Raw genomic sequence first — 21,519 nt, 5'->3', positions numbered from 1 at the left:
ACAGATTTTCAGCTTTGATACAGATTAACAGAATTTGCCTGGCGGCTTTAGCGCGGTGGTCCCACCTGACCCCATGCCGAACTCAGAAGTGAAACGCCGTAGCGCCGATGGTAGTGTGGGGTCTCCCCATGTGAGAGTAGGGAACTGCCAGGCATCAAATTAAGTAGTAAGCCGGTGCATTAATCCGGTGGTTACAAGCAGTCTTCGGTGGAGCGGTAGTTCAGTCGGTTAGAATACCTGCCTGTCACGCAGGGGGTCGCGGGTTCGAGTCCCGTCCGTTCCGCCACTTATTAAGACATTAAGCCTGCCTTACTGGCAGGCTTAATGGCAAAAAACTTTAGGGGCGTAGCTCAGTTGGTAGAGCACCGGTCTCCAAAACCGGGTGTCGCGAGTTCGAGTCTCTCCGCCCCTGCCATATATAATCCTTTGCTTCGGCAAAGGATTTTTTTTTGCCTGTAATCCTGTAAAAACGCCTCTTCTTACTGTTCAGCCAGCATTCCTGCTGGCTGATGTATCAATCCATTACATTGATTTTTAACAGATCTTTTATCTGTGACTGCTTATCACTGTTTTGCAGCCAAATCGCATACAGCGGTCTGGTAAGCGTGGTGGAATCTAGCACCGTATGCAGCCCCGCTTTAGTGTCTGCCCAGCGAACAGGTAACCAGGTACAACCTCTCAGCAAGGGCAGTTGCTGACAGGCGATCTCCGCAGAGCTGGTCGTTAACTGTGGAACATCATCAGGTGCAATCAATCCCGTCTCATGCTGCTGAAAATCTGGCCCCCATTCGAGGCGCAAATAGGTCAGGTCTGCCTTCATCATCGACGGTTCAGAGGCATACAGTGCCAGGCCAAACTGACCGACGATCTGGCTGCTAAATTCGTCCATCTTGGGGGCTTCGGTTGTGATCAGAAGATCAAGCTGGCGCTCATGAAGTTGCTTAACCAGCGACTGCCGTTGCGCAATCCTGGCTTCAAATTGCAGGTGGCTATGAGATTGATAAAGCCGGGTAAGCCACTGACTTAGCATACATTCCCACAGGGAAGCGCTGGCCCCTATCGAGAACTCATTATGCCTCGAAGTATGTGCAACCTCTTTGCGTGCCGCCTGCCAGGTATTCATCAGCGTTTCTGCGTACGGCAGCAGTTTTTCACCGGCGGGCGTGAGGCGAATATTGTTGCGATGGCGGGTAAAAAGATTCACACCCAGTTGATTTTCCAGCTGTCGAATACGAAAACTGACTGCTGACTGCGTCAGGTAAAGGGCTTCCGCTGCTCGCCCAAAGTGGCGTGTTCTGCTCACTTCAAGGAAAGTTTTAAGCAATTCCGTATCCACATCTTTCTCCGCAAAATTATTTGTCGTTATGATTTAAATGTTTTGTTTTACACTCTGTCAAGCGTAACTAATACTCCGCGCCATAAATAGCTCGGCCAAAGAATTAGGAGCGTGTAGGATGGCGGAAAGCTTTACGACGACTAATCGTTTTTTCGACAATAAACATTATCCGCGCGGGTTCTCTCGTCACGGCGATTTCACCATCAAAGAAGCTCAACTGCTTGAGCGCCATGGTTATGCCTTTAACGAGCTGGATCTGGGTAAGCGTGAACCTGCAACCGAAGACGAAAAACAGTTTGTTTCTGTTTGCCGTGGTGAGCGTGAGCCGCAGTCTGAAGCGGAACGTGTGTGGATCAAGTATATGGCACGCATTAAGCGTCCAAAGCGCTTCCATACGCTGTCTGGCGGTAAGCCGCAGATGGAAGGTGCAGAAGACTACACCGAGTCTGATGACTAAGATGATAAGAAGGGGCTACGGCCCCTTTTTTTATGCCAGCAACTTCTGCAGATGCAGCAGCAAACGATCGATAGCGCGATAGCTCAGCGCCTCCTGCAAGTGTTTCCTCTCAATGTCAGTACATCCCTCCACGTCAGCAATGGTTCTGGCCACTTTTAGCAAACGCTGCCACGCACGTATAGATAGCCCAAAGTGCGTCAACGTCTCCTCCAGCCATACCGCATCCTCACTGTTAAGGGCACAAAACTGCCGGATCCCGGCATTATCCAGCCGCGCATTTAGCCTGTTCTGACGAGTGTACTGTCGTGCCTGGGCGGCGATCACCCGCTCGCGTACCTTCGCAGAGCTTTCACCTGTGATGCCCGTCTGCCTGAGCAGGCCCGGAGGAGGAAGCGGGATTTCGAGAGATAAATCGAAACGGTCGAGGAACGGACCGGATAACTTTCCCAGATAGCGCAGCGTCTGCTCTGGCGTACAGCGGTTATGGTTGCCCTGGTAGTGGCCCGTCGGGCTGGGATTCATCGCAGCGACCAGTTGAAACTGCGCGGGATAGCTTATTTTGGCCCGCGTGCGCGAGATATGTATTTCGCCAGATTCAATAGGTTCTCTCAGCGCATCCAGCACGCGGCGCTCAAACTCGGGCAGCTCATCGAGAAACAGAATGCCATTGTGCGCCAGTGAGATCTCACCCGGCCCGGGGATAGACCCGCCGCCGACCATCGCCGTCAGTGAAGCGCTATGATGTGGGGAACGAAAAGGACGACGGCGCCACTGTTTTTGCAACGATGCAGAACTGATGAGGCTATATATGGCGGCGCTTTCCAGCGCTTCATGGTTATTGAGCGGTGGAAGTAACCCGCTCAGCCTGCCCGCCAGCATCGTTTTCCCCGTACCTGGCGGGCCAATCAACAGAAGATTGTGTCCACCTGCGGCCGTAATCTCCAGCGCCCGCTTCCCTTGCTCCTGTCCCATAATCTCGCTGAGATCCTCCGGGACGTCGGCTATAACCTCGTCACACTCCTCCGGTTCGGACAGTTCATGTCGTCCTTCCAGCCAGGCACAAACTTCCTGTAAATGTCCCGCGATGAGGCATCCTTTTTCCGCGATAAGACTCACTTCTGATGCGTTTTCATTGGCCACAATGATTTGCCGGCCTGATCGTATGGCCTCCAGCGCTCCCGATATCGCGCCGGGAACGCCTCTCAGCGCGCCTGTGAGCGCGAGTTCACCCACGAACTCATACGAGCCTAGCCTTGTCGTATTAAGCTGCTCAGAAGCCGCGAGAAGGGCAATTGCGATAGGTAAATCGTATCGTCCCCCTTCTTTAGGCAGGTCGGCGGGAGCAAGGTTGATGGTGATCTTCTTCGCAGGGAAGGTATAACCGCTATTTATTATTGCGCTACGGACGCGATCCCTGGCTTCTTTAACCGTCGTTTCAGGTAACCCGACAAGCGTGAGTCCGGGCAGCCCATTACTCAAATGCACCTCTACGGAAACAAGCGGTGCCTTTACCCCGAGGGCCGCACGCGTATAAACAACTGACAGTGACATTTGCACTACCTCCTGGTGTGACTATGCCAGTGCTCGTTATGTTTGTTTACTGCCATTTCGTGAATTTACGCCGCTTGTTCAGGTATTTTAATGGCGCATTGCAACAATTTCATAATCGTGGAAAGCTCCTCGCAGAACGAAAAAATCCTGTTTTGACGGTTAGCACCACAGTAAAAAAATGAAAAATATTCATTTTCTAATTTCCGTATATAAAACAACGCTTTTAAGAAATATGATTCGCGGGCTAACCAAATCCGTCATAAATAAATCTTGTGTTTAATTTGAAAACTGTGATAACTCTTTAGGTATTCCTTCGAACAAGATGCAAAAAGAACTGAAAATGACAGCCCTTCTACGAGTGATTAGCCTGGTCGTGATTAGCGTGGTGGTGATTATTATCCCACCGTGCGGGGCTGCACTTGGACGAGGAAAGGCTTAGAAATCAAGCCTTAACGAACTAAGACCCCCGCACCGAAAGGTCCGGGGGTTTTTTTATGACTAAAAAACGCAGATGAGGAGCAGAGAATGACGACTAGCACAAAATTCTGTTTCTCCCGATTTATGACGGGGAACTAACTATGAATGGGGCACAGTGGGTAGTACATGCGTTGCGCGCGCAGGGAGTCGAGACAGTATTCGGTTATCCGGGTGGCGCAATTATGCCGATTTACGATGCACTGTATGACGGCGGCGTGGAACATCTCTTGTGCCGACACGAGCAGGGCGCAGTGATGGCGGCCATTGGTTACGCCCGCGCGACCGGTAAAACCGGCGTGTGTATGGCGACGTCAGGCCCTGGCGCAACTAACCTGATCACCGGCCTGGCTGACGCGCTGCTGGATTCTGTTCCCGTTGTCGCCATCACCGGGCAGGTGGCGTCTCCGTTCATCGGTACCGACGCTTTTCAGGAGGTCGATGTACTGGGTTTATCGCTGGCCTGCACCAAACACAGTTTTCTCGTTCAGTCTCTGGAAGAGCTGCCGCGCGTCATGGCTGAAGCATTCGAGGTAGCCAGCTCCGGCCGCCCTGGCCCGGTTCTGGTGGATATCCCGAAAGATATCCAGGTCGCACTCGGCGAACTGGAGCCGCACTTCTCCACCGTTCGAAGCGACGACGCGTTTCCGCATGCGGCAGTTGAAGAGGCGCGTCAGATGCTGGCGCAGGCAAAACAGCCGATGCTGTACGTTGGCGGTGGCGTAGGCATGGCGCAGGCCGTTCCCGCCCTGCGTGAATTTATTGCGGTAACGCAAATGCCTGCCACCTGCACGCTGAAAGGGTTGGGTGCGGTAGATGCAGACTACCCGTACTATCTGGGCATGCTCGGGATGCACGGCACTAAAGCGGCAAACCTGGCGGTGCAGGCGTGCGATCTGCTCATCGCCGTCGGTGCCCGTTTTGACGACCGCGTTACCGGCAAGCTGAATACCTTTGCGCCGAACGCCAAAGTGATCCATATGGACATCGACCCGGCGGAGATGAACAAGCTGCGTCAGGCGCACGTCGCACTGCAGGGCGATCTCAACGCGCTGTTACCGGCATTGCAGCAGCCGCTGGATATCAACGCATGGCGTCAGCACACCGCCGATATGCGCGCTGAACACGCCTGGCGTTACGATCACCCGGGCGAGGCCATCTACGCGCCGCTGCTGTTGAAGCAGTTGTCCGACCGTAAACCGACAAACAGCGTGGTGACGACCGATGTCGGCCAGCACCAGATGTGGTCAGCGCAGCACATGACCTACACGTGCCCGGAAAACTTCATCACTTCCAGCGGGTTAGGGACGATGGGCTTCGGTCTGCCAGCCGCGGTTGGCGCACAGGTTGCCCGCCCGAACGATACCGTTATCTGTATCTCCGGTGACGGCTCCTTCATGATGAACGTTCAGGAGCTCGGCACCGTGAAGCGCAAGCAGTTACCGCTGAAGATCGTGTTGCTCGATAACCAGCGTTTAGGGATGGTTCGCCAGTGGCAACAGCTGTTCTTCCAGGAACGTTACAGTGAAACCACCCTGACCGATAACCCCGATTTCCTCACCCTGGCCAGCGCCTTCGGCATTCCTGGCCAGCACATCACCCGTAAAGACCAGGTTGAAGCGGCACTCGACACCATGCTGTCAAGCGAAGGGCCATACCTGCTTCATGTCTCAATCGACGAGCTTGAGAACGTCTGGCCGTTGGTACCGCCCGGTGCCAGTAACTCACAAATGCTGGAGAAATTATCATGATGCAACATCAGGTCGCCGTGCAGGCTCGCTTCAACCCGGAAACATTAGAACGCGTTTTGCGCGTGGTGCGTCATCGTGGTTTTCAGATTTGCTCTATGAATATGGAGACGGCCACCGACGCGCAAAACATCAGTATCGAATTAACCGTTGCCAGCCCGCGGCCGGTCGACTTACTGTTTAGTCAGTTATCAAAGCTGGTAGACGTTGCCCATGTTGCCATCTGCCAGAGCACAACCACATCACAACAAATCCGCGCTTAAGCGTGACAGGACGAAAAAATGACGACAAAAAAAGCTGATTACATTTGGTTCAACGGTGAGATGGTTCGCTGGGAGGACGCGAAGGTCCACGTGATGTCCCACGCGCTGCATTACGGTACCTCCGTGTTTGAAGGCATCCGCTGCTACGATTCTCACAAAGGGCCAGTGGTGTTCCGCCATCGCGAACACATGCAGCGTCTGCATGACTCAGCCAAAATTTATCGTTTCCCGGTTTCTCAGAGTGTGGATGAGCTGATGGAAGCCTGCCGCGAGGTGATCCGTAAGAACAACCTCACCAGCGCCTATATTCGTCCGCTGGTCTTCGTGGGTGACGTCGGTATGGGCGTGAATCCGCCAGCAGGCTATACCACGGATGTGATCATTGCCGCGTTTCCGTGGGGGGCTTATCTGGGTGCAGAAGCCCTGGAGCAGGGGATCGACGCAATGGTCTCTTCCTGGAACCGTGTTGCACCAAACACCATCCCGACCGCGGCGAAAGCGGGCGGTAACTACCTTTCTTCCCTGCTGGTCGGCAGCGAAGCGCGCCGTCACGGTTACCAGGAAGGTATCGCGCTGGATGTGAATGGCTACATCTCCGAAGGCGCAGGTGAAAACCTGTTTGAAGTGAAAGACGGCATTCTGTTTACGCCGCCATTCACCTCGTCCGCGCTGCCTGGCATCACCCGTGACGCCATCATCAAGCTGGCGAAAGATCTGGGTATCGAAGTGCGCGAACAGGTGCTGTCCCGCGAATCCCTGTACCTGGCCGATGAAGTGTTCATGTCCGGAACCGCGGCTGAAATTACGCCGGTGCGTAGCGTAGACGGCATTCAGGTGGGCGAAGGCCGCTGTGGCCCGGTCACCAAACGCATTCAGCAAGCGTTCTTTGGCCTCTTCACCGGCGAGACAGAAGACAAATACGGCTGGTTGGATCAGGTTAATCACTAAATATAAATTTGGGACGGCACGCACCGTCCCATTACATAGTCAGACGGGAGTAAATAAAGCATGCCTAAGTATCGTTCAGCCACCACCACCCACGGCCGTAACATGGCCGGTGCCCGCGCGCTGTGGCGCGCCACCGGAATGACCGACGCCGATTTCGGCAAGCCAATTATCGCCGTGGTGAACTCCTTCACCCAGTTCGTACCGGGCCACGTGCACCTGCGCGATCTCGGTAAGCTGGTTGCCGAGCAAATCGAAGCCTCCGGCGGCGTGGCGAAAGAGTTCAACACCATTGCGGTGGATGACGGTATCGCGATGGGCCACGGGGGCATGCTCTATTCACTCCCGTCGCGCGAGCTGATCGCCGACTCGGTAGAGTACATGGTTAACGCCCACTGCGCCGATGCGATGGTCTGTATCTCCAACTGCGACAAAATCACCCCGGGGATGCTGATGGCCTCCCTGCGCCTGAATATTCCGGTGATCTTCGTCTCCGGTGGTCCAATGGAAGCGGGGAAAACCAAGCTCTCCGACAAAATCATCAAGCTCGACCTGGTCGATGCGATGATCCAGGGCGCGGACCCGAAGGTTTCTGACGAGCAGAGTGACCAGGTGGAGCGCTCCGCGTGCCCGACCTGCGGCTCCTGTTCCGGTATGTTCACGGCGAACTCCATGAACTGCCTGACCGAAGCGCTGGGCCTCTCTCAGCCGGGCAACGGCTCGCTGCTGGCGACCCACGCCGACCGTAAGCAGCTGTTCCTCAACGCCGGTAAACGCATCGTTGAACTGACTAAGCGCTACTACGAGCAGGACGACGCCAGCGCGCTGCCGCGCAGCATCGCCAGTAAAGCGGCATTCGAGAACGCCATGACCCTGGATATCGCCATGGGCGGTTCCACCAACACCGTTCTGCACCTGCTGGCCGCCGCGCAGGAAGCCGAAATCGACTTCACCATGAGCGACATCGACAGGCTCTCCCGTAAAGTGCCGCAGCTGTGTAAGGTCGCGCCAAGTACGCAGAAGTACCACATGGAAGACGTGCACCGTGCCGGCGGCGTCATCGGTATCCTCGGCGAGCTGGATCGCGCCGGGCTGCTGAACCGTGACGTGAAAAACGTGCTCGGCCTGACGCTGCCGGAATCGCTGGACCAGTACGACGTGATGCTGACCAAAGACGACGCGGTGAAAAAAATGTTCTGCGCGGGCCCTGCCGGTATTCGTACTACCCAGGCGTTCTCGCAGGACTGCCGCTGGGATACCCTGGACGATGACCGCGCTGAAGGCTGCATCCGCTCGCTGGAGCATGCCTATAGCAAAGACGGCGGCCTGGCCGTGCTGTACGGTAACTTTGCGGAAAATGGCTGCATCGTGAAGACCGCTGGCGTGGACGACAGCATTCTGAAATTCACCGGTCCGGCGAAGGTGTACGAAAGCCAGGATGAAGCGGTAGACGCCATCCTCGGCGGCAAAGTGGTGGAAGGCGACGTGGTCGTCATTCGCTACGAGGGGCCGAAAGGCGGTCCGGGCATGCAGGAGATGCTCTACCCAACCACCTTCCTCAAATCCATGGGGCTCGGTAAAGCCTGCGCGCTGATCACCGACGGTCGTTTCTCCGGCGGCACCTCCGGCCTCTCTATCGGCCACGTTTCGCCAGAAGCGGCAAGCGGCGGCAACATTGCGATCATCGAAGACGGCGATCTTATCGAAATCGACATTCCGAATCGCGGCATTCAGCTCAAGCTGAGCGATCGGGAAATTGCGGCCCGTCGTGAAGCGCAGGAAGCCCGCGGCGACAAAGCCTGGACGCCGAAAGATCGCCAGCGCGAAGTCTCCTTCGCCCTGCGCGCCTACGCGAGCCTTGCCACCAGTGCAGATAAAGGCGCGGTGCGCGATAAATCTAAACTTGGGGGCTAATGATGGCCGAGTCACAACCCTTATCCGCCGCCCCCGAGGGGGCGGAATATCTCAGGGCGGTGCTGCGCGCACCGGTCTATGAAGCCGTTCAGGTCACGCCCCTGCAGAAAATGGAAAAACTCTCTTCGCGCCTGGACAACGTTATTCTGGTGAAGCGCGAAGACCGCCAGCCGGTGCACAGCTTCAAGCTGCGCGGCGCCTACGCGATGATGGCCGGGCTGACCGACGAGCAAAAAGCGCGGGGCGTGATTACCGCCTCGGCGGGCAACCACGCCCAGGGCGTGGCGTTCTCGTCTGCTCGTCTGGGGCTGAAGGCGCTGATCGTGATGCCGGTTGCTACCGCCGACATCAAAGTCGACGCGGTGCGCGGTTTCGGCGGCGAAGTCTTGCTCCACGGGGCCAACTTTGACGAAGCAAAAGCCAAAGCGATCGAGCTGGCGCAGCAGCAGGGCTTCACCTGGGTGCCGCCGTTCGACCACCCGATGGTGATTGCCGGGCAGGGGACGCTGGCGCTTGAACTGCTGCAGCAGGATGCCCATCTTGACCGCGTCTTTGTCCCGGTGGGCGGCGGCGGTTTAGCCGCAGGCGTGGCGGTGCTGATCAAACAGCTGATGCCGCAGATCAAAGTCATTGCCGTGGAAGCGGAAGACTCCGCCTGCCTGAAAGCGGCGCTGGATGCCGGGCATCCAGTCGACCTGCCGCGCGTCGGGCTGTTTGCCGAGGGCGTGGCGGTGAAGCGCATTGGCGACGAAACCTTCCGCCTGTGCCGGGAATATCTCGACGATATCGTCACGGTGGACAGCGATGCGATCTGCGCGGCGATGAAGGATCTGTTCGAAGACGTGCGTGCGGTGGCGGAACCCTCCGGCGCGCTGGCGCTGGCGGGCATGAAAAAATACATCGCGCAGCACAACATCCGCGGCGAGCGTCTGGCGCACGTGCTTTCCGGGGCCAACGTGAACTTCCACGGTCTTCGCTACGTGTCCGAGCGCTGCGAGCTGGGCGAACAGCGTGAAGCGCTGCTGGCGGTGACCATTCCGGAAGAGAAGGGCAGCTTCCTGAAGTTCTGTCAGCTGCTGGGCGGTCGTTCGGTGACGGAGTTTAACTACCGTTTTGCCGATGCTAAAGACGCCTGTATTTTTGTCGGCGTGCGTCTGAGCCGCGGCGTGGAGGAGCGCAAAGAGATCCTCAACCTGCTGCATGAGGGCGGCTATAGCGTGGTCGATCTCTCCGACGACGAGATGGCGAAGCTGCACGTGCGTTACATGGTCGGCGGCCGTCCTTCGAAGCCGCTCAGGGAACGCCTGTTCAGCTTTGAGTTCCCTGAATCGCCGGGCGCGTTGCTCAAGTTCCTGCACACGCTGGGCACGCACTGGAACATCTCCCTGTTCCACTACCGCAGCCACGGTACCGACTACGGCCGCGTGCTGGCGGCGTTTGAACTGGGCGAGCACGAGCCGGATTTCGAAACGCGGTTGAATGAGCTGGGCTATGAGTGTCACGATGAAACCCACAACCCGGCGTTCCGCTTCTTCCTGGCAGGCTAAGGGTTGAGCGGCAAGTAGACCGGGTAAGCGCAGCGCCACCCGGCTTTAGTGGTTCGGCAATATCGTCCAGAACGCATCAATAAGCGGCTCATGCAGCCGCTTTTTTTGTGCGCACACGCCAAGCTCAAACGGCGTTTTCTCGTCGCTGCGCTCTAAAATCATCACGCGATTGCGCACCGGCTCCGGGCTGTTGTCCAGCACCACTTCCGGCAGCAGCGCCACGCCGCAGCCCAGCGCCACCATCGACACCATCGCCTCATGGCCGCTGACGGTGGCGTAAATCGACGGGTTGCTGATTTTCTGACGGCGGAACCACAGCTCAATGCGGCGGCGAACCGGGCCCTGATCGGCCATGATAAACGGCACCGTCGACCAGTCCGGTTTTTCCACCGATACCTGGTTACGCACCGGGCAGGGCAGCGCCGGGGCAATCAACACCACCGCCAGATTTTCCAGCATCGAGAACGCTACCGCGCCCGGCAGGGTTTCCGGCTTCCCGGCAATGGCGAGATCCGCTTCGCCTGTCACCACTTTTTCCATCGCGTCGGCAGCGTCGCCGGTAGTGAGCTTAATTTCAACCGACGGATGCGCCGCGCGAAAGCGGTCAAGGATGGGCGGCAGATGGCTGTAGGCGGCGGTCACGGAGCAGAAAATATGCAGCTCACCGGAGAGTGACGGCCCCTGCTGATCGATAGAGTGCCGCAGCTGCTGGTACTGCAACAGCGTCTGCTGGGCAAAAATACGCAGCTCTTCGCCCGCTTCCGTGAGGGTGACGGTGCGGTTATCGCGCACGAACAGCGGCTGGCCGAGGTCTTCCTCAAGGCGCTGGATCTGGCGCGACAGCGTGGAGGGGCTGACGTGCATCGCCCGGGCGCTGCGGCCAAAGTGACGGCTTTCCGCCAGGTGCAGGAACATTTTCAGATCGCGTAAATCCACCGATTCCACTCCCTCTTTTTACATTGCATAAATTGCAATATGACGTTGTGAATATATCAATTTCCGCAATAAATTTCCTGTTGTAATGTGGGTACATTCTCGCTGAAACGCGAACCGAACAATAAGACACACAACATCACGAGGTATCACCCATGGCTAACTACTTTAATACACTGAACTTGCGCCAGCAGCTGGCGCAGCTGGGCAAATGCCGCTTCATGGCGCGCGATGAATTTGCCGATGGCGCGAGCTACCTTCAGGGTAAAAAAGTGGTCATCGTCGGCTGTGGCGCACAGGGTCTGAACCAAGGCCTGAACATGCGTGACTCCGGTCTGGATATCTCCTACGCACTGCGCAAAGAAGCGATTGCCGAGAAGCGCGCTTCATGGCGTAAAGCGACCGAAAACGGCTTCAAAGTGGGTACCTACGAAGAGCTGATCCCGCAGGCGGATCTGGTGGTTAACCTGACGCCGGACAAGCAGCACTCTGACGTTGTGCGTTCCGTACAGCCGCTGATGAAAGACGGCGCGGCGCTGGGTTACTCCCACGGCTTCAACATCGTTGAAGTGGGCGAACAGATCCGTAAAGACATCACCGTGGTGATGGTGGCACCGAAGTGCCCGGGTACCGAAGTGCGTGAAGAGTACAAGCGTGGTTTCGGCGTGCCGACGCTGATCGCGGTTCACCCGGAAAACGATCCGAAAGGTGAAGGCATGGCGATTGCCAAAGCGTGGGCTGCGGCGACCGGCGGCCACCGTGCGGGCGTGCTGGAATCGTCCTTCGTTGCCGAAGTGAAATCCGACCTGATGGGCGAGCAGACCATTCTGTGCGGCATGCTGCAGGCCGGTTCTCTGCTGTGCTTCGATAAGCTGGTGGAAGAGGGCACCGACCCGGCATACGCGGAAAAACTGATTCAGTTCGGCTGGGAAACCATCACCGAAGCGCTGAAGCAGGGCGGTATTACGCTGATGATGGACCGTCTGTCTAACCCGGCAAAACTGCGTGCTTACGCGCTGTCTGAACAGCTGAAAACCATCATGGCGCCGCTGTTCCAGAAACATATGGACGACATCATCTCCGGCGAGTTCTCTTCCGGCATGATGGCTGACTGGGCAAACGACGACAAGAAACTGCTGACCTGGCGTGAAGAGACCGGTAAAACCGCGTTCGAAACCGCGCCACAGTATGAAGGTAAAATCGGCGAGCAGGAGTACTTCGATAAAGGCGTCCTGATGATCGCGATGGTGAAAGCAGGCGTTGAGCTGGCGTTCGAAACCATGGTGGATTCCGGCATCATTGAAGAGTCTGCGTACTACGAATCACTGCACGAGCTGCCGCTGATCGCGAACACCATCGCCCGTAAGCGTCTGTACGAAATGAACGTGGTTATCTCGGATACCGCAGAATACGGTAACTACCTGTTCTCTTACGCCTGCGTACCGCTGCTGAAAGAGTTTATGACCACTCTGCAGCCGGGCGATCTGGGTAAAGCGATTGCAGAAGGTGCCGTGGATAACGCGCAGCTGCGCGACGTGAACGAAGCCATTCGCAGCCACCAGATCGAGAAAGTGGGTCACAAACTGCGTGGCTACATGACCGACATGAAGCGTATCGCGGTAGCGGGTTAACAACCTTGTCGGGTGGCGCTTCGCTTACCCGACCTACAAAACCGTAAGATGTAGGCCGGGTAAGGCGTAGCCGCCACCCGGCTTGTTTATTTGCGGTACAGTACTTTAATTACGTGGTAGCCGAACTGCGTGTGCAGCGGGCCGGTTGGCTCCAGCACCGGGCAGGAGAAGACCACTTTATCGAATGCCGGTACCATCTGACCCTGGCGGAATTCACCCAGATCGCCGCCGCGTTTGCCTGACGGACAGATAGAGTGCTTCTTCGCCAGCTTGCCGAAGTCGGCGCCGTTTTTGATCTGCTCCAGAAGATCCAGAGCCAGTTTCTCTTCTTTAACAAGAATATGCAGTGCTGCTGCTGTTTTTGCCATGATCGTGCCTTGAGTGGTATGGATTAGGCTCGCTATACTACCACGCTGTTATTCTCCCCTCCTGACTTTCATTGAGTGATCATTTATGCGTTTAAACCCCGGACAACAACAAGCCGTCGAATTTGTCACCGGACCGTGTCTGGTGCTGGCGGGTGCAGGATCCGGCAAAACGCGCGTTATCACCAATAAGATTGCGCACCTGATCCGCGGCTGTGGCTATCAGGCCCGGCACATTGCGGCGGTAACCTTTACCAATAAAGCGGCGCGTGAGATGAAAGAGCGTGTCGGCCAGACCCTGGGGCGTAAAGAGGCGCGCGGCCTGATGATCTCCACCTTCCACACGCTGGGGCTGGATATCATTAAACGCGAGTATGCTGCGCTGGGAATGAAGTCCAACTTCTCGCTTTTCGATGATACCGATCAGGTGGCGTTGCTCAAAGAGCTCACCGAGGGGCTGATCGAAGATGACAAGGTGCTGTTGCAGCAGCTGATCTCAACGATCTCAAACTGGAAAAACGATCTGATGACCCCGGCCCAGGCCGCGGCGATCGCCAAAGGCGAACGGGATCGGATCTTCGCCCACTGCTACGGTCTGTACGATGCGCACATGAAAGCGTGCAACGTGCTGGACTTCGACGACCTGATCCTGCTGCCGACGCTGCTGCTGCAGCGGAACGAAGAGGTTCGCGAGCGCTGGCAGAACAAAATCCGTTACCTGCTCGTGGATGAGTATCAGGACACCAACACCAGCCAGTACGAGCTGGTGAAGCTGCTGGTGGGGCAGCGCGCGCGTTTCACCGTGGTCGGCGATGATGACCAGTCAATTTACTCCTGGCGCGGGGCGCGTCCGCAAAACCTGGTGCTGCTGAGCAAAGATTTCCCGGCGCTGCAGGTGATTAAGCTGGAGCAGAACTACCGCTCCTCCGGGCGTATCCTGAAAGCGGCAAATATCCTGATCGCCAATAACCCGCACGTGTTTGAGAAGCGTCTCTTCTCCGAGCTGGGCTACGGGACGGAGCTGAAAGTGCTCAGCGCCAACAACGAAGAGCATGAAGCGGAGCGCGTCACCGGTGAACTGATCGCCCATCACTTCGTCAATAAAACCGAATATAAGGATTACGCGATCCTCTATCGCGGGAATCACCAGTCGCGCGTCTTTGAAAAGATGCTGATGCAGAACCGCATTCCGTACAAAATCTCGGGCGGGACCTCGTTCTTCTCACGGCCAGAGATCAAAGACCTGCTGGCCTACCTGCGCGTGCTCACTAACCCGGATGACGACAGCGCGTTTCTGCGTATTGTGAATACGCCAAAACGCGAGATTGGCCCGGCGACGCTGCAAAAACTCGGCGAGTGGGCTATGACGCGTAACAAAAGCCTGTTTACCGCCAGCTTCGACATGGGGCTAAGCCAGACGTTAACCGGTCGCGGCTATGATTCGCTAACGCGATTCACCCACTGGCTCGGCGAAGTGCAGCGTCTCGCGGAGCGCGAGCCGGTGGCGGCGGTGCGCGATCTCATTCACGGCATCGACTATGAGTCCTGGCTGTACGAAACCTCGGCCAGCCCGAAAGCCGCTGAGATGCGCATGAAGAACGTTAACCAGCTCTTCAGCTGGATGACCGAAATGCTGGAGGGCTCTGAAATCGACGAGCCGATGACCCTGACGCAGGTCGTCACCCGCTTTACCCTGCGCGACATGATGGAGCGCGGCGAGAGCGAAGAAGAGGCCGATCAGGTACAGCTGATGACGCTGCACGCGTCAAAAGGTCTGGAGTTCCCGTATGTCTATCTGGTCGGTATGGAAGAGGGGTTGTTACCGCATCAGAGCAGCATTGATGAAGACAACGTCGACGAGGAGCGCCGCCTGGCCTACGTGGGGATCACCCGCGCGCAGAAAGAGCTGACGTTCACACTGTGTAAAGAGCGCCGTCAGTATGGCGAACTTGTCCGCCCGGAGCCGAGCCGTTTCCTGCTGGAACTGCCGCAGGATGACCTGATCTGGGAGCAGGAACGCAAAGTGATTACTGCGGAAGAGCGGATGCACAAGGGGCAGGCTAACGTGGCGAACATTCGCGCCATGCTGGCAAAAGCCAAAGAGAAAGGATAAGGATGAGTAGGCCGGGTAAGGCGAAGCCGCCACCCGGCAATGTTCAGCGTATTACTTCACTTCCAGCACCCAGTGCACATAGCTCTGCCACTGGCACTCCTGATCGATCATCTCTGCCCCAAGCGGGTGACGTTCAATCCAGTTTTCCGGCAGCGTCAGCGACAGTTTTTCGTCATCGGCCACCAGGCCGATCGCAGGCAGCAAATCATCGCGACGTCGGCTGGCAAACAGAATCGCCAGACGCAGCAGGCGACACAGATGTTCGGCCACACGCGGCGGTACGGCATTTTGCTGATGCAAAGACGAGAGATCAACGGCATTGGTCTGGTTCAGCAGCAGCGTTGCCAGCAATTTTTTCTGTGCGGGTGTATAGCCCGGTAAATCCAGGTTGCGCACCAGATACGCTGCATGAGCAGGAGCCTGCTTAAAATCAATACTCAGCCCCACTTCATGCAGCGCACAGGCGCTCAGCAGTAAATCGCGGCTCAGTGGTTCAAGATCCCAGACGTTAGCGACCTGATCGGCGAAGCGTGACGCCAGCTGCGATACGCGTCCTGCCTGATCGATATCAACCAGAAAACGACGCTGCACGTTGCGCAGGGTACGGCTGCGGATATCCTGATCGACCGACAGATGCAGCATCCCGTAGACCAGGCCTTCGCGCAGCGCGCCGCCGGCAAGGGTCATACACTGGATGTTGAGCTCGGTGAAAATGGCGATCAGAATGGCCAGCCCGCTCGGGAAGACCAGCGCGCGTTCCAGCGTCAGGCCTTCAATTTCCAGTTCTTCCAGGCGTCCGCACTGGATGGCGCGCTGTTTTAGCTGCTGAAGTTTGGCAAGCGTAATCCGCTCGTCCATTCCCTGCGCCATCATGATTTCCTGCAGGGCCTGCACGGTCCCCGACGCACCCACGCACACTTTCCAGCCGTGATAGCGCAGTTCGTCCATCACGGGACGTAATACCTCGCGCGCGGCATTTTCTGCCTCGTCGAAGTTCTCTTTACCCAGATTACGATCGGTAAAATAGCGCTCAAGCCAGGTCACGCAGCCCATCGACAGGCTGAACAGCGACGTAGCCTGCGCGCCGGTGCCGGTCACCAGCTCGGTACTGGCTCCGCCGATATCCACCACCAGGCGGCGATCGTCACCCCCCGTAGTGTGTGCAACACCCTGATAAATCAGGCGAGCTTCTTCTTCACCGCTGATAACCTGAACCGGGCAACCGAGAATCTCCTGCGCTCTGGCAATAAAATCCACGGCGTTAACCGCCAGGCGGAGTGTCGCAGTGGCGACAACGGTGATTTGGGCGTGCGGGATATCCTGCAGACGCTCGGCAAAGAGTCGCAGGCACTGCCAGCCACGTTCCATGGCTTCAGGCGAGAGGTGATTGTCGCTGCTCAGGCCCGCCGCGAGGCGGACCTTGCGCTTAATGCGCGTCAGCGTTTGTATGCTTCCCGCCACCTCGCGCACAACCAGCATATGAAAACTATTCGAACCGAGATCAATTGCCGCATAAAGCGAGGTGGAGCTGAGCATATTTTCTTAACCTGAACGACGACGATTACGCGGTGCGCCGCCTGAACGACGCGGACCATTGCCGGAGCGTGGGCGGGTAAGACGCTTAGGCGGCGGCAGTTCGCTTAACAGCGCTTCCGGATTGTATTTGCTCTGCGGAATAGAGTGACCGATGTAGGTCTCAATGGCCGGAAGGTTCAGCGCATACTCTTCACACGCAAGGCTAATAGAGTGACCGCTTGCGCCCGCGCGACCGGTACGACCGATACGGTGTACGTAGTCTTCGCAGTCGTCTGGCAGATCGTAGTTAAAGACGTGCGTTACGGCTGGAATGTGTAAACCACGTGCAGCCACGTCGGTGGCGACCAGAATATCGAGATCGCCGCGGGTGAATTCTTCAAGAATTCGCAGGCGTTTTTTCTGCGCCACGTCGCCGGTCAACAGGCCAACACGGTGACCATCGGCAGCCAGGTGGCCCCAGATGTCTTCACAACGGTGTTTGGTGTTGGCAAAGATGATGGCGCGATCTGGCCACTCTTCTTCAATCAGCGTTTGCAGCAGGCGCATTTTCTCTTCATTAGAAGGATAGAAGAGCTCTTCTTTAATGCGGTGACCCGTTTTCTGCTCCGGTTCCACTTCTACGTATTCAGCGTTGTTCATCTGTTCGAACGCCAGCTCGCGAACGCGGTAGGAGAGGGTTGCAGAGAACAGCATATTCAGGCGCTGATTAGCCGGAGGCATACGGCGGAACAGCCAGCGGATGTCTTTAATGAAGCCCAGATCGTACATGCGGTCAGCTTCATCGAGCACCACAACCTGGATGGCACCGAGGTTAATGTGGTTCTGTTTGGCGTAATCAATAAGACGGCCGGTGGTACCGATCAGGATATCCACACCGCTTTCCAGCACTTTCAGCTGCTTATCGTAGCCGTCGCCGCCATAGGCCAGGCCCAGCTTCAGGCCGGTAGCCTGCGCCAGGGGTTCAGCGTCTGCGTGGATCTGTACCGCCAGTTCTCGCGTCGGGGCCATAATTAGCGCGCGCGGCTGGTTAACTTTGCGGTCTGCAATCGCTGGGTGAGAAAGTAAATAATGAAACGTTGACGTTAAAAACGCCATCGTTTTGCCGGTACCGGTTTGCGCCTGCCCGGCAACATCGCGACCGGCCAGCGTCAGCGGCAGCGCGAGGGCCTGAATGGGCGTGCAGTTATGAAACCCTTTATTTTCAAGGGCTTCAATCACCTTCGGGTGCAGCGCGAAGTCGGAAAACTTCTGTTCTGTTAAATGTGTTTTGCTCATAGTGTGGTAGAATATCAGCTTACTATTGCTTTACGAAAGCGTATCCGGTGAAATAAAGTCAACCTTTAGTTGGTTAATGCGACATCAACGCGTCGTTGGTGGAGACAAAACCAACGTACCAGGCTTATTCCTGTGGAGTTATATATGAGCGATAAAATTATTCACCTGACTGACGACAGTTTTGACACGGACGTACTTAAGGCTGACGGGCTGATCCTCGTCGATTTCTGGGCTGAATGGTGTGGTCCTTGCAAAATGATCGCCCCGATTCTGGATGAGATCGCCGACGAATATCAGGGCAAACTGACCGTTGCCAAGCTGAACATCGACCAGAACCCGGGCACCGCACCAAAATACGGTATCCGTGGTATTCCGACCCTGCTGCTGTTCAAAAACGGCGAAGTGGCGGCGACCAAAGTGGGCGCGCTGTCCAAAGGTCAACTGAAAGAGTTCCTCGACGCTAACCTGGCGTAAGGTTTCTCCGCTGTGCGTTCAGAGCCCCCGGCTAAATGATTCGGAACTCTGGACGCCCGGCTGAAGTCGTGCTAAGTTAGCTATGACTTCGTTTTAAACATATCTTGTTGTTTGAATCTTGTTTTACCCGATACTTCCCGTTGTTAACATGAACAGTGCGTGAAGTGGCTAAATTCCGGGCTTGTCACTCAATCCGTCTTGTCGTTTCAGTTCTGCGTTCTTTCCCTGTGACCAGACAGCGAACAGACATGAGTTGATGGCCGCTAAACAGGCATGGATGACCCTGCCATACCATTCACAACATTAAGTTCGAGAATCACCCCGAGTTTAAGAACCCACACCATTATGAATCTTACCGAATTAAAGAATACGCCGGTTTCTGAGCTGATCACTCTCGGCGAAAATATGGGGCTGGAAAACCAGGCTCGTATGCGCAAGCAGGACATCATTTTCGCCATCCTGAAGCAGCACGCTAAGAGTGGCGAAGATATCTTTGGCGACGGTGTGCTGGAGATATTGCAAGACGGATTTGGTTTCCTCCGCTCTGCAGACAGCTCCTACCTCGCCGGCCCTGACGACATCTACGTATCCCCCAGCCAAATCCGCCGTTTCAACCTCCGCACTGGTGACACCATTTCAGGTAAGATTCGTCCTCCTAAAGAGGGTGAACGCTACTTTGCGCTGTTGAAAGTCAATGAAGTTAACTTCGATAAGCCAGAAAACTCGCGCAATAAGATCCTCTTTGAGAACTTAACGCCGCTGCACGCGAACTCTCGCCTGCGTATGGAGCGTGGTAACGGTTCTACCGAAGACTTAACCGCGCGCGTTCTGGATCTGGCCTCACCAATCGGTCGTGGTCAGCGTGGTCTGATTGTGGCGCCGCCAAAAGCGGGTAAAACCATGCTGCTGCAGAACATCGCGCAGAGCATTGCTTACAACCACCCTGACTGTGTGCTGATGGTGCTGCTGATTGACGAACGTCCGGAAGAAGTGACCGAGATGCAGCGTCTGGTTAAAGGTGAAGTGGTTGCTTCTACCTTCGACGAGCCAGCATCTCGCCACGTTCAGGTTGCGGAAATGGTTATCGAGAAGGCAAAACGCCTGGTTGAGCACAAGAAAGACGTGATCATCCTGCTCGACTCCATCACCCGTCTGGCGCGTGCCTACAACACCGTGGTCCCGGCGTCTGGTAAAGTCCTGACCGGTGGTGTGGATGCTAACGCCCTGCATCGTCCAAAACGTTTCTTCGGTGCTGCACGTAACGTCGAAGAGGGCGGCAGCCTGACCATCATCGCGACGGCGCTGATCGATACCGGCTCCAAGATGGACGAAGTGATTTACGAAGAGTTTAAAGGGACAGGCAACATGGAACTGCACCTCTCTCGTAAGATCGCTGAAAAACGCGTCTTCCCGGCAATCGACTACAACCGTTCCGGTACCCGTAAAGAAGAGCTGCTCACCACCCAGGAAGAGCTGCAGAAAATGTGGATCCTGCGCAAAATCATCCATCCAATGGGTGAAATCGACGCGATGGAGTTCCTCATTAACAAACTGGCGATGACCAAAACCAACGACGATTTCTTCGACATGATGAAACGCTCGTAACGCAAATAAAGCCAGCGAACGCCACGTTTTTACGTGGCGTTTTTCTTTTATGGACTATACGCTAGTACCACCTACTCACAATTTTGATGTGTAGGTGCGACAATAAGACCGTTTGCACAGTCAAAGTAATAATTGTTTGAAAAATATACAAAGGGAGTTGTAAGAAGCCATCTTTATTACTTCTGAGGTAATGGCTTCATGGTTATACTTCCGGGACTAACATTTGTTGAGAGCAATCCATTGTGAATCTATTCACCGCCGTTACTGAATTGATCAGTATTTTTTTATTCACAACCTGTTTTTTGTTCATCGCACGCAAGGTGGCAAAACGAATAGGGTTAGTGGATAAGCCAAATTTTCGTAAACGCCATCAGGGACTTATTCCTTTAGTCGGCGGGATTTCTGTTTACGCAGGGATTTGCTTCACGTTTGGGATCGCCGATTATTATATCCCTCATGCCGCCCTTTATGTCGCCTGCGCCGGTGTCCTGGTGTTAGTCGGGGCTCTTGATGACCGGTTTGATATCGCGGTGAAAATACGTGCTACCGTTCAGGCGGCTATTGGCGTGGTGATGATGGTTGTGGGCGGACTGTATCTGAGAAGCCTCGGGTATGTCTTTGGCCCCTGGGAGTTAGTCCTGGGGCCATTTGGCTTCTTCCTGACACTCTTTGCTGTCTGGGCAGCAATCAATGCTTTCAACATGGTGGATGGCATTGACGGCCTGCTCGGTGGATTGTCATCCGTCTCGTTCGCCGCTATCGGCATTATTTTATGGTTTGATGGTCAGTACAGCCTGGCAATGTGGTGTTTTGCCATGATTGCTGCCATTCTGCCTTATATCCTCTTAAACCTCGGTGTGCTGGGTCGTCGCTATAAAGTCTTTATGGGAGACGCAGGCAGTACGCTGATTGGTTTTACGGTTATCTGGATCCTGCTTGAAACTACGCAGGGTCAAACCCATCCGATAAGTCCTGTAACAGCGCTGTGGATTATTGCCATTCCATTAATGGATATGGTGGCGATTATGTATCGCCGCCTGCGCAAAGGGATGAGTCCTTTCTCTCCCGACCGCCAACACATTCATCATCTCATCATGCGTGCGGGTTTTACGTCCCGTCAGGCGTTTGTGCTTATTACACTGGCCGCCGCTATTTTGGCCGCGATTGGTGTGGCTGCAGAATATTCTCATATTATTCCTGAGTGGGTTATGTTGGCATTGTTCTTGCTCGCATTTTTCCTGTACGGCTACTGCATTAAGCGCGCATGGAAAGTAGCGCGGTTCATTAAACGTATTAAACGCAGGATGCGTCGTAACAGTGGCAAAAACACAACATTAACTAAGTAAAACCGG

General features: G+C 55.7%; 19 protein-coding genes, 2 tRNA genes and 1 rRNA gene. 16 read left to right on the top strand and 6 right to left on the bottom strand.

Features of this window, described 5'->3' with window-relative positions:
* Window positions 1-37: 37 nt before the first annotated feature.
* The 3 genes from rrf (at window position 38) to ACEPLT_RS21615 (ending at window position 415) form a co-directional block, all read left to right on the top strand.
* Window positions 38-153 (top strand): 5S ribosomal RNA (gene rrf, locus ACEPLT_RS21625).
* Window positions 154-209: 56 nt separating this feature from the next.
* A tRNA-Asp gene (locus tag ACEPLT_RS21620) sits at window positions 210-286 on the top strand.
* Between the two features lie 53 nt (window positions 287-339).
* Window positions 340-415 (top strand) — tRNA-Trp (locus tag ACEPLT_RS21615).
* Between the two features lie 99 nt (window positions 416-514).
* On the opposite strand, the gene hdfR is transcribed toward ACEPLT_RS21615, so the two are convergent.
* Window positions 515-1,336 carry an HTH-type transcriptional regulator HdfR gene (gene hdfR, locus ACEPLT_RS21610; protein ID WP_032675646.1) on the bottom strand — a complete coding sequence of 274 codons (822 nt, stop codon included), beginning with the start codon at window positions 1,334-1,336 and terminating at the stop codon, window positions 515-517.
* Window positions 1,337-1,454: 118 nt separating this feature from the next.
* Here hdfR and ACEPLT_RS21605 point away from each other — a divergent pair, with 118 nt between their 5' ends.
* Window positions 1,455-1,793: a DUF413 domain-containing protein gene (locus ACEPLT_RS21605; protein WP_008501577.1), complete on the top strand. Its 339-nt coding sequence runs from the start codon at window positions 1,455-1,457 to the stop codon at window positions 1,791-1,793.
* A gap of 30 nt (window positions 1,794-1,823) precedes the next feature.
* On the opposite strand, the gene ACEPLT_RS21600 is transcribed toward ACEPLT_RS21605, so the two are convergent.
* Window positions 1,824-3,344 carry a YifB family Mg chelatase-like AAA ATPase gene (locus ACEPLT_RS21600; RefSeq protein ID WP_032675645.1) on the bottom strand — a complete coding sequence of 507 codons (1,521 nt, stop codon included), beginning with the start codon at window positions 3,342-3,344 and terminating at the stop codon, window positions 1,824-1,826.
* 340 nt (window positions 3,345-3,684) lie between these two features.
* Here ACEPLT_RS21600 and ilvL point away from each other — a divergent pair, with 340 nt between their 5' ends.
* The 7 genes from ilvL to ilvA all read left to right on the top strand — a co-directional run bounded on the left by ilvL (window position 3,685) and on the right by ilvA (window position 10,235).
* Window positions 3,685-3,783: an ilv operon leader peptide gene (ilvL, locus tag ACEPLT_RS21595; protein ID WP_001311244.1), complete on the top strand. Its 99-nt coding sequence runs from the start codon at window positions 3,685-3,687 to the stop codon at window positions 3,781-3,783.
* 86 nt (window positions 3,784-3,869) lie between these two features.
* Entirely contained in the window at window positions 3,870-3,920 is a 51-nt protein-coding gene (gene ilvX, locus ACEPLT_RS21590) for a peptide IlvX (protein WP_166792073.1), read from the top strand.
* Between the two features lie 2 nt (window positions 3,921-3,922).
* Window positions 3,923-5,569 (top strand): acetolactate synthase 2 catalytic subunit, encoded by a 1,647-nt coding sequence (gene ilvG / locus ACEPLT_RS21585; RefSeq protein WP_032675644.1) that lies wholly within the window; start codon window positions 3,923-3,925, stop codon window positions 5,567-5,569.
* The gene (gene ilvM, locus ACEPLT_RS21580; RefSeq protein WP_003860184.1) at window positions 5,566-5,829 is read left to right on the top strand and encodes an acetolactate synthase 2 small subunit; all 264 of its coding nucleotides are present in this window, start codon (window positions 5,566-5,568) and stop codon (window positions 5,827-5,829) included. The genes ilvG and ilvM overlap by 4 nt, the downstream gene beginning before the upstream one ends.
* A gap of 18 nt (window positions 5,830-5,847) precedes the next feature.
* Window positions 5,848-6,777 (top strand): branched-chain-amino-acid transaminase, encoded by a 930-nt coding sequence (ilvE, locus tag ACEPLT_RS21575; RefSeq protein ID WP_021242827.1) that lies wholly within the window; start codon window positions 5,848-5,850, stop codon window positions 6,775-6,777.
* A 60-nt stretch (window positions 6,778-6,837) separates the two neighbouring features.
* Window positions 6,838-8,688 (top strand): dihydroxy-acid dehydratase, encoded by a 1,851-nt coding sequence (gene ilvD / locus ACEPLT_RS21570; protein WP_032675643.1) that lies wholly within the window; start codon window positions 6,838-6,840, stop codon window positions 8,686-8,688.
* A 2-nt stretch (window positions 8,689-8,690) separates the two neighbouring features.
* A complete protein-coding gene (ilvA, locus tag ACEPLT_RS21565; RefSeq protein WP_039267211.1) occupies window positions 8,691-10,235 on the top strand; it encodes a threonine ammonia-lyase, biosynthetic in 1,545 nt (514 codons plus the stop codon).
* Between the two features lie 45 nt (window positions 10,236-10,280).
* Here the strand turns inward: ilvA and ilvY are convergent, their stop codons facing one another.
* Entirely contained in the window at window positions 10,281-11,171 is an 891-nt protein-coding gene (gene ilvY / locus ACEPLT_RS21560) for an HTH-type transcriptional activator IlvY (RefSeq protein WP_023293577.1), read from the bottom strand.
* A 152-nt stretch (window positions 11,172-11,323) separates the two neighbouring features.
* Here ilvY and ilvC point away from each other — a divergent pair, with 152 nt between their 5' ends.
* Window positions 11,324-12,799 carry a ketol-acid reductoisomerase gene (gene ilvC / locus ACEPLT_RS21555; RefSeq protein ID WP_008501571.1) on the top strand — a complete coding sequence of 492 codons (1,476 nt, stop codon included), beginning with the start codon at window positions 11,324-11,326 and terminating at the stop codon, window positions 12,797-12,799.
* An 86-nt stretch (window positions 12,800-12,885) separates the two neighbouring features.
* On the opposite strand, the gene ppiC is transcribed toward ilvC, so the two are convergent.
* On the bottom strand, window positions 12,886-13,167 hold the full coding sequence (gene ppiC / locus ACEPLT_RS21550) for a peptidylprolyl isomerase PpiC (RefSeq protein WP_008501570.1): 282 nt from the start codon (window positions 13,165-13,167) through the stop codon (window positions 12,886-12,888).
* Window positions 13,168-13,252: 85 nt separating this feature from the next.
* Between ppiC and rep the strand changes: the two genes are divergently transcribed.
* Window positions 13,253-15,277, top strand: a complete 2,025-nt coding sequence (gene rep / locus ACEPLT_RS21545; RefSeq protein WP_008501569.1) for a DNA helicase Rep — start codon at window positions 13,253-13,255, stop codon at window positions 15,275-15,277.
* 51 nt (window positions 15,278-15,328) lie between these two features.
* Here rep and gppA read toward each other — a convergent pair whose 3' ends face one another.
* Entirely contained in the window at window positions 15,329-16,813 is a 1,485-nt protein-coding gene (gppA, locus tag ACEPLT_RS21540; protein WP_032654053.1) for a guanosine-5'-triphosphate,3'-diphosphate diphosphatase, read from the bottom strand.
* A 6-nt stretch (window positions 16,814-16,819) separates the two neighbouring features.
* Window positions 16,820-18,088 carry an ATP-dependent RNA helicase RhlB gene (rhlB, locus tag ACEPLT_RS21535; protein ID WP_021242834.1) on the bottom strand — a complete coding sequence of 423 codons (1,269 nt, stop codon included), beginning with the start codon at window positions 18,086-18,088 and terminating at the stop codon, window positions 16,820-16,822.
* Window positions 18,089-18,232: 144 nt separating this feature from the next.
* On the opposite strand from rhlB, the gene trxA reads away from it, so the two are divergent.
* From trxA to wecA, 3 genes are all read left to right on the top strand, one after another.
* Window positions 18,233-18,562: a thioredoxin TrxA gene (trxA, locus tag ACEPLT_RS21530; RefSeq protein ID WP_006179218.1), complete on the top strand. Its 330-nt coding sequence runs from the start codon at window positions 18,233-18,235 to the stop codon at window positions 18,560-18,562.
* A gap of 345 nt (window positions 18,563-18,907) precedes the next feature.
* Entirely contained in the window at window positions 18,908-20,167 is a 1,260-nt protein-coding gene (gene rho / locus ACEPLT_RS21525) for a transcription termination factor Rho (RefSeq protein ID WP_008501566.1), read from the top strand.
* A gap of 242 nt (window positions 20,168-20,409) precedes the next feature.
* Window positions 20,410-21,513 carry a UDP-N-acetylglucosamine--undecaprenyl-phosphate N-acetylglucosaminephosphotransferase gene (gene wecA / locus ACEPLT_RS21520; protein ID WP_032654049.1) on the top strand — a complete coding sequence of 368 codons (1,104 nt, stop codon included), beginning with the start codon at window positions 20,410-20,412 and terminating at the stop codon, window positions 21,511-21,513.
* The last annotated feature ends 6 nt before the right edge of the window (window positions 21,514-21,519 follow it).

It is taken from the genome of Enterobacter sp. fkY84-1, assembly GCF_052974705.1.
This window is presented reverse-complemented; position numbering and strand designations above follow the sequence as displayed.

What these genes read in the sequence shown, in the direction of transcription:
- ACEPLT_RS21605 (WP_008501577.1), top strand. Translation starts at nt 1,455, where the DNA reads ATGGCGGAAAGCTTTACGACGACTAATCGTTTTTTCGACAATAAACAT.
- ACEPLT_RS21600 (WP_032675645.1), bottom strand. Translation starts at nt 3,344, where the DNA reads ATGTCACTGTCAGTTGTTTATACGCGTGCGGCCCTCGGGGTAAAGGCA.
- ilvL (WP_001311244.1), top strand. Translation starts at nt 3,685, where the DNA reads ATGACAGCCCTTCTACGAGTGATTAGCCTGGTCGTGATTAGCGTGGTG.
- ilvG (WP_032675644.1), top strand. Translation starts at nt 3,923, where the DNA reads ATGAATGGGGCACAGTGGGTAGTACATGCGTTGCGCGCGCAGGGAGTC.
- ilvM (WP_003860184.1), top strand. Translation starts at nt 5,566, where the DNA reads ATGATGCAACATCAGGTCGCCGTGCAGGCTCGCTTCAACCCGGAAACA.
- ilvE (WP_021242827.1), top strand. Translation starts at nt 5,848, where the DNA reads ATGACGACAAAAAAAGCTGATTACATTTGGTTCAACGGTGAGATGGTT.
- ilvD (WP_032675643.1), top strand. Translation starts at nt 6,838, where the DNA reads ATGCCTAAGTATCGTTCAGCCACCACCACCCACGGCCGTAACATGGCC.
- ilvA (WP_039267211.1), top strand. Translation starts at nt 8,691, where the DNA reads ATGGCCGAGTCACAACCCTTATCCGCCGCCCCCGAGGGGGCGGAATAT.
- ilvC (WP_008501571.1), top strand. Translation starts at nt 11,324, where the DNA reads ATGGCTAACTACTTTAATACACTGAACTTGCGCCAGCAGCTGGCGCAG.
- ppiC (WP_008501570.1), bottom strand. Translation starts at nt 13,167, where the DNA reads ATGGCAAAAACAGCAGCAGCACTGCATATTCTTGTTAAAGAAGAGAAA.
- rep (WP_008501569.1), top strand. Translation starts at nt 13,253, where the DNA reads ATGCGTTTAAACCCCGGACAACAACAAGCCGTCGAATTTGTCACCGGA.
- gppA (WP_032654053.1), bottom strand. Translation starts at nt 16,813, where the DNA reads ATGCTCAGCTCCACCTCGCTTTATGCGGCAATTGATCTCGGTTCGAAT.
- rhlB (WP_021242834.1), bottom strand. Translation starts at nt 18,088, where the DNA reads ATGAGCAAAACACATTTAACAGAACAGAAGTTTTCCGACTTCGCGCTG.
- trxA (WP_006179218.1), top strand. Translation starts at nt 18,233, where the DNA reads ATGAGCGATAAAATTATTCACCTGACTGACGACAGTTTTGACACGGAC.
- rho (WP_008501566.1), top strand. Translation starts at nt 18,908, where the DNA reads ATGAATCTTACCGAATTAAAGAATACGCCGGTTTCTGAGCTGATCACT.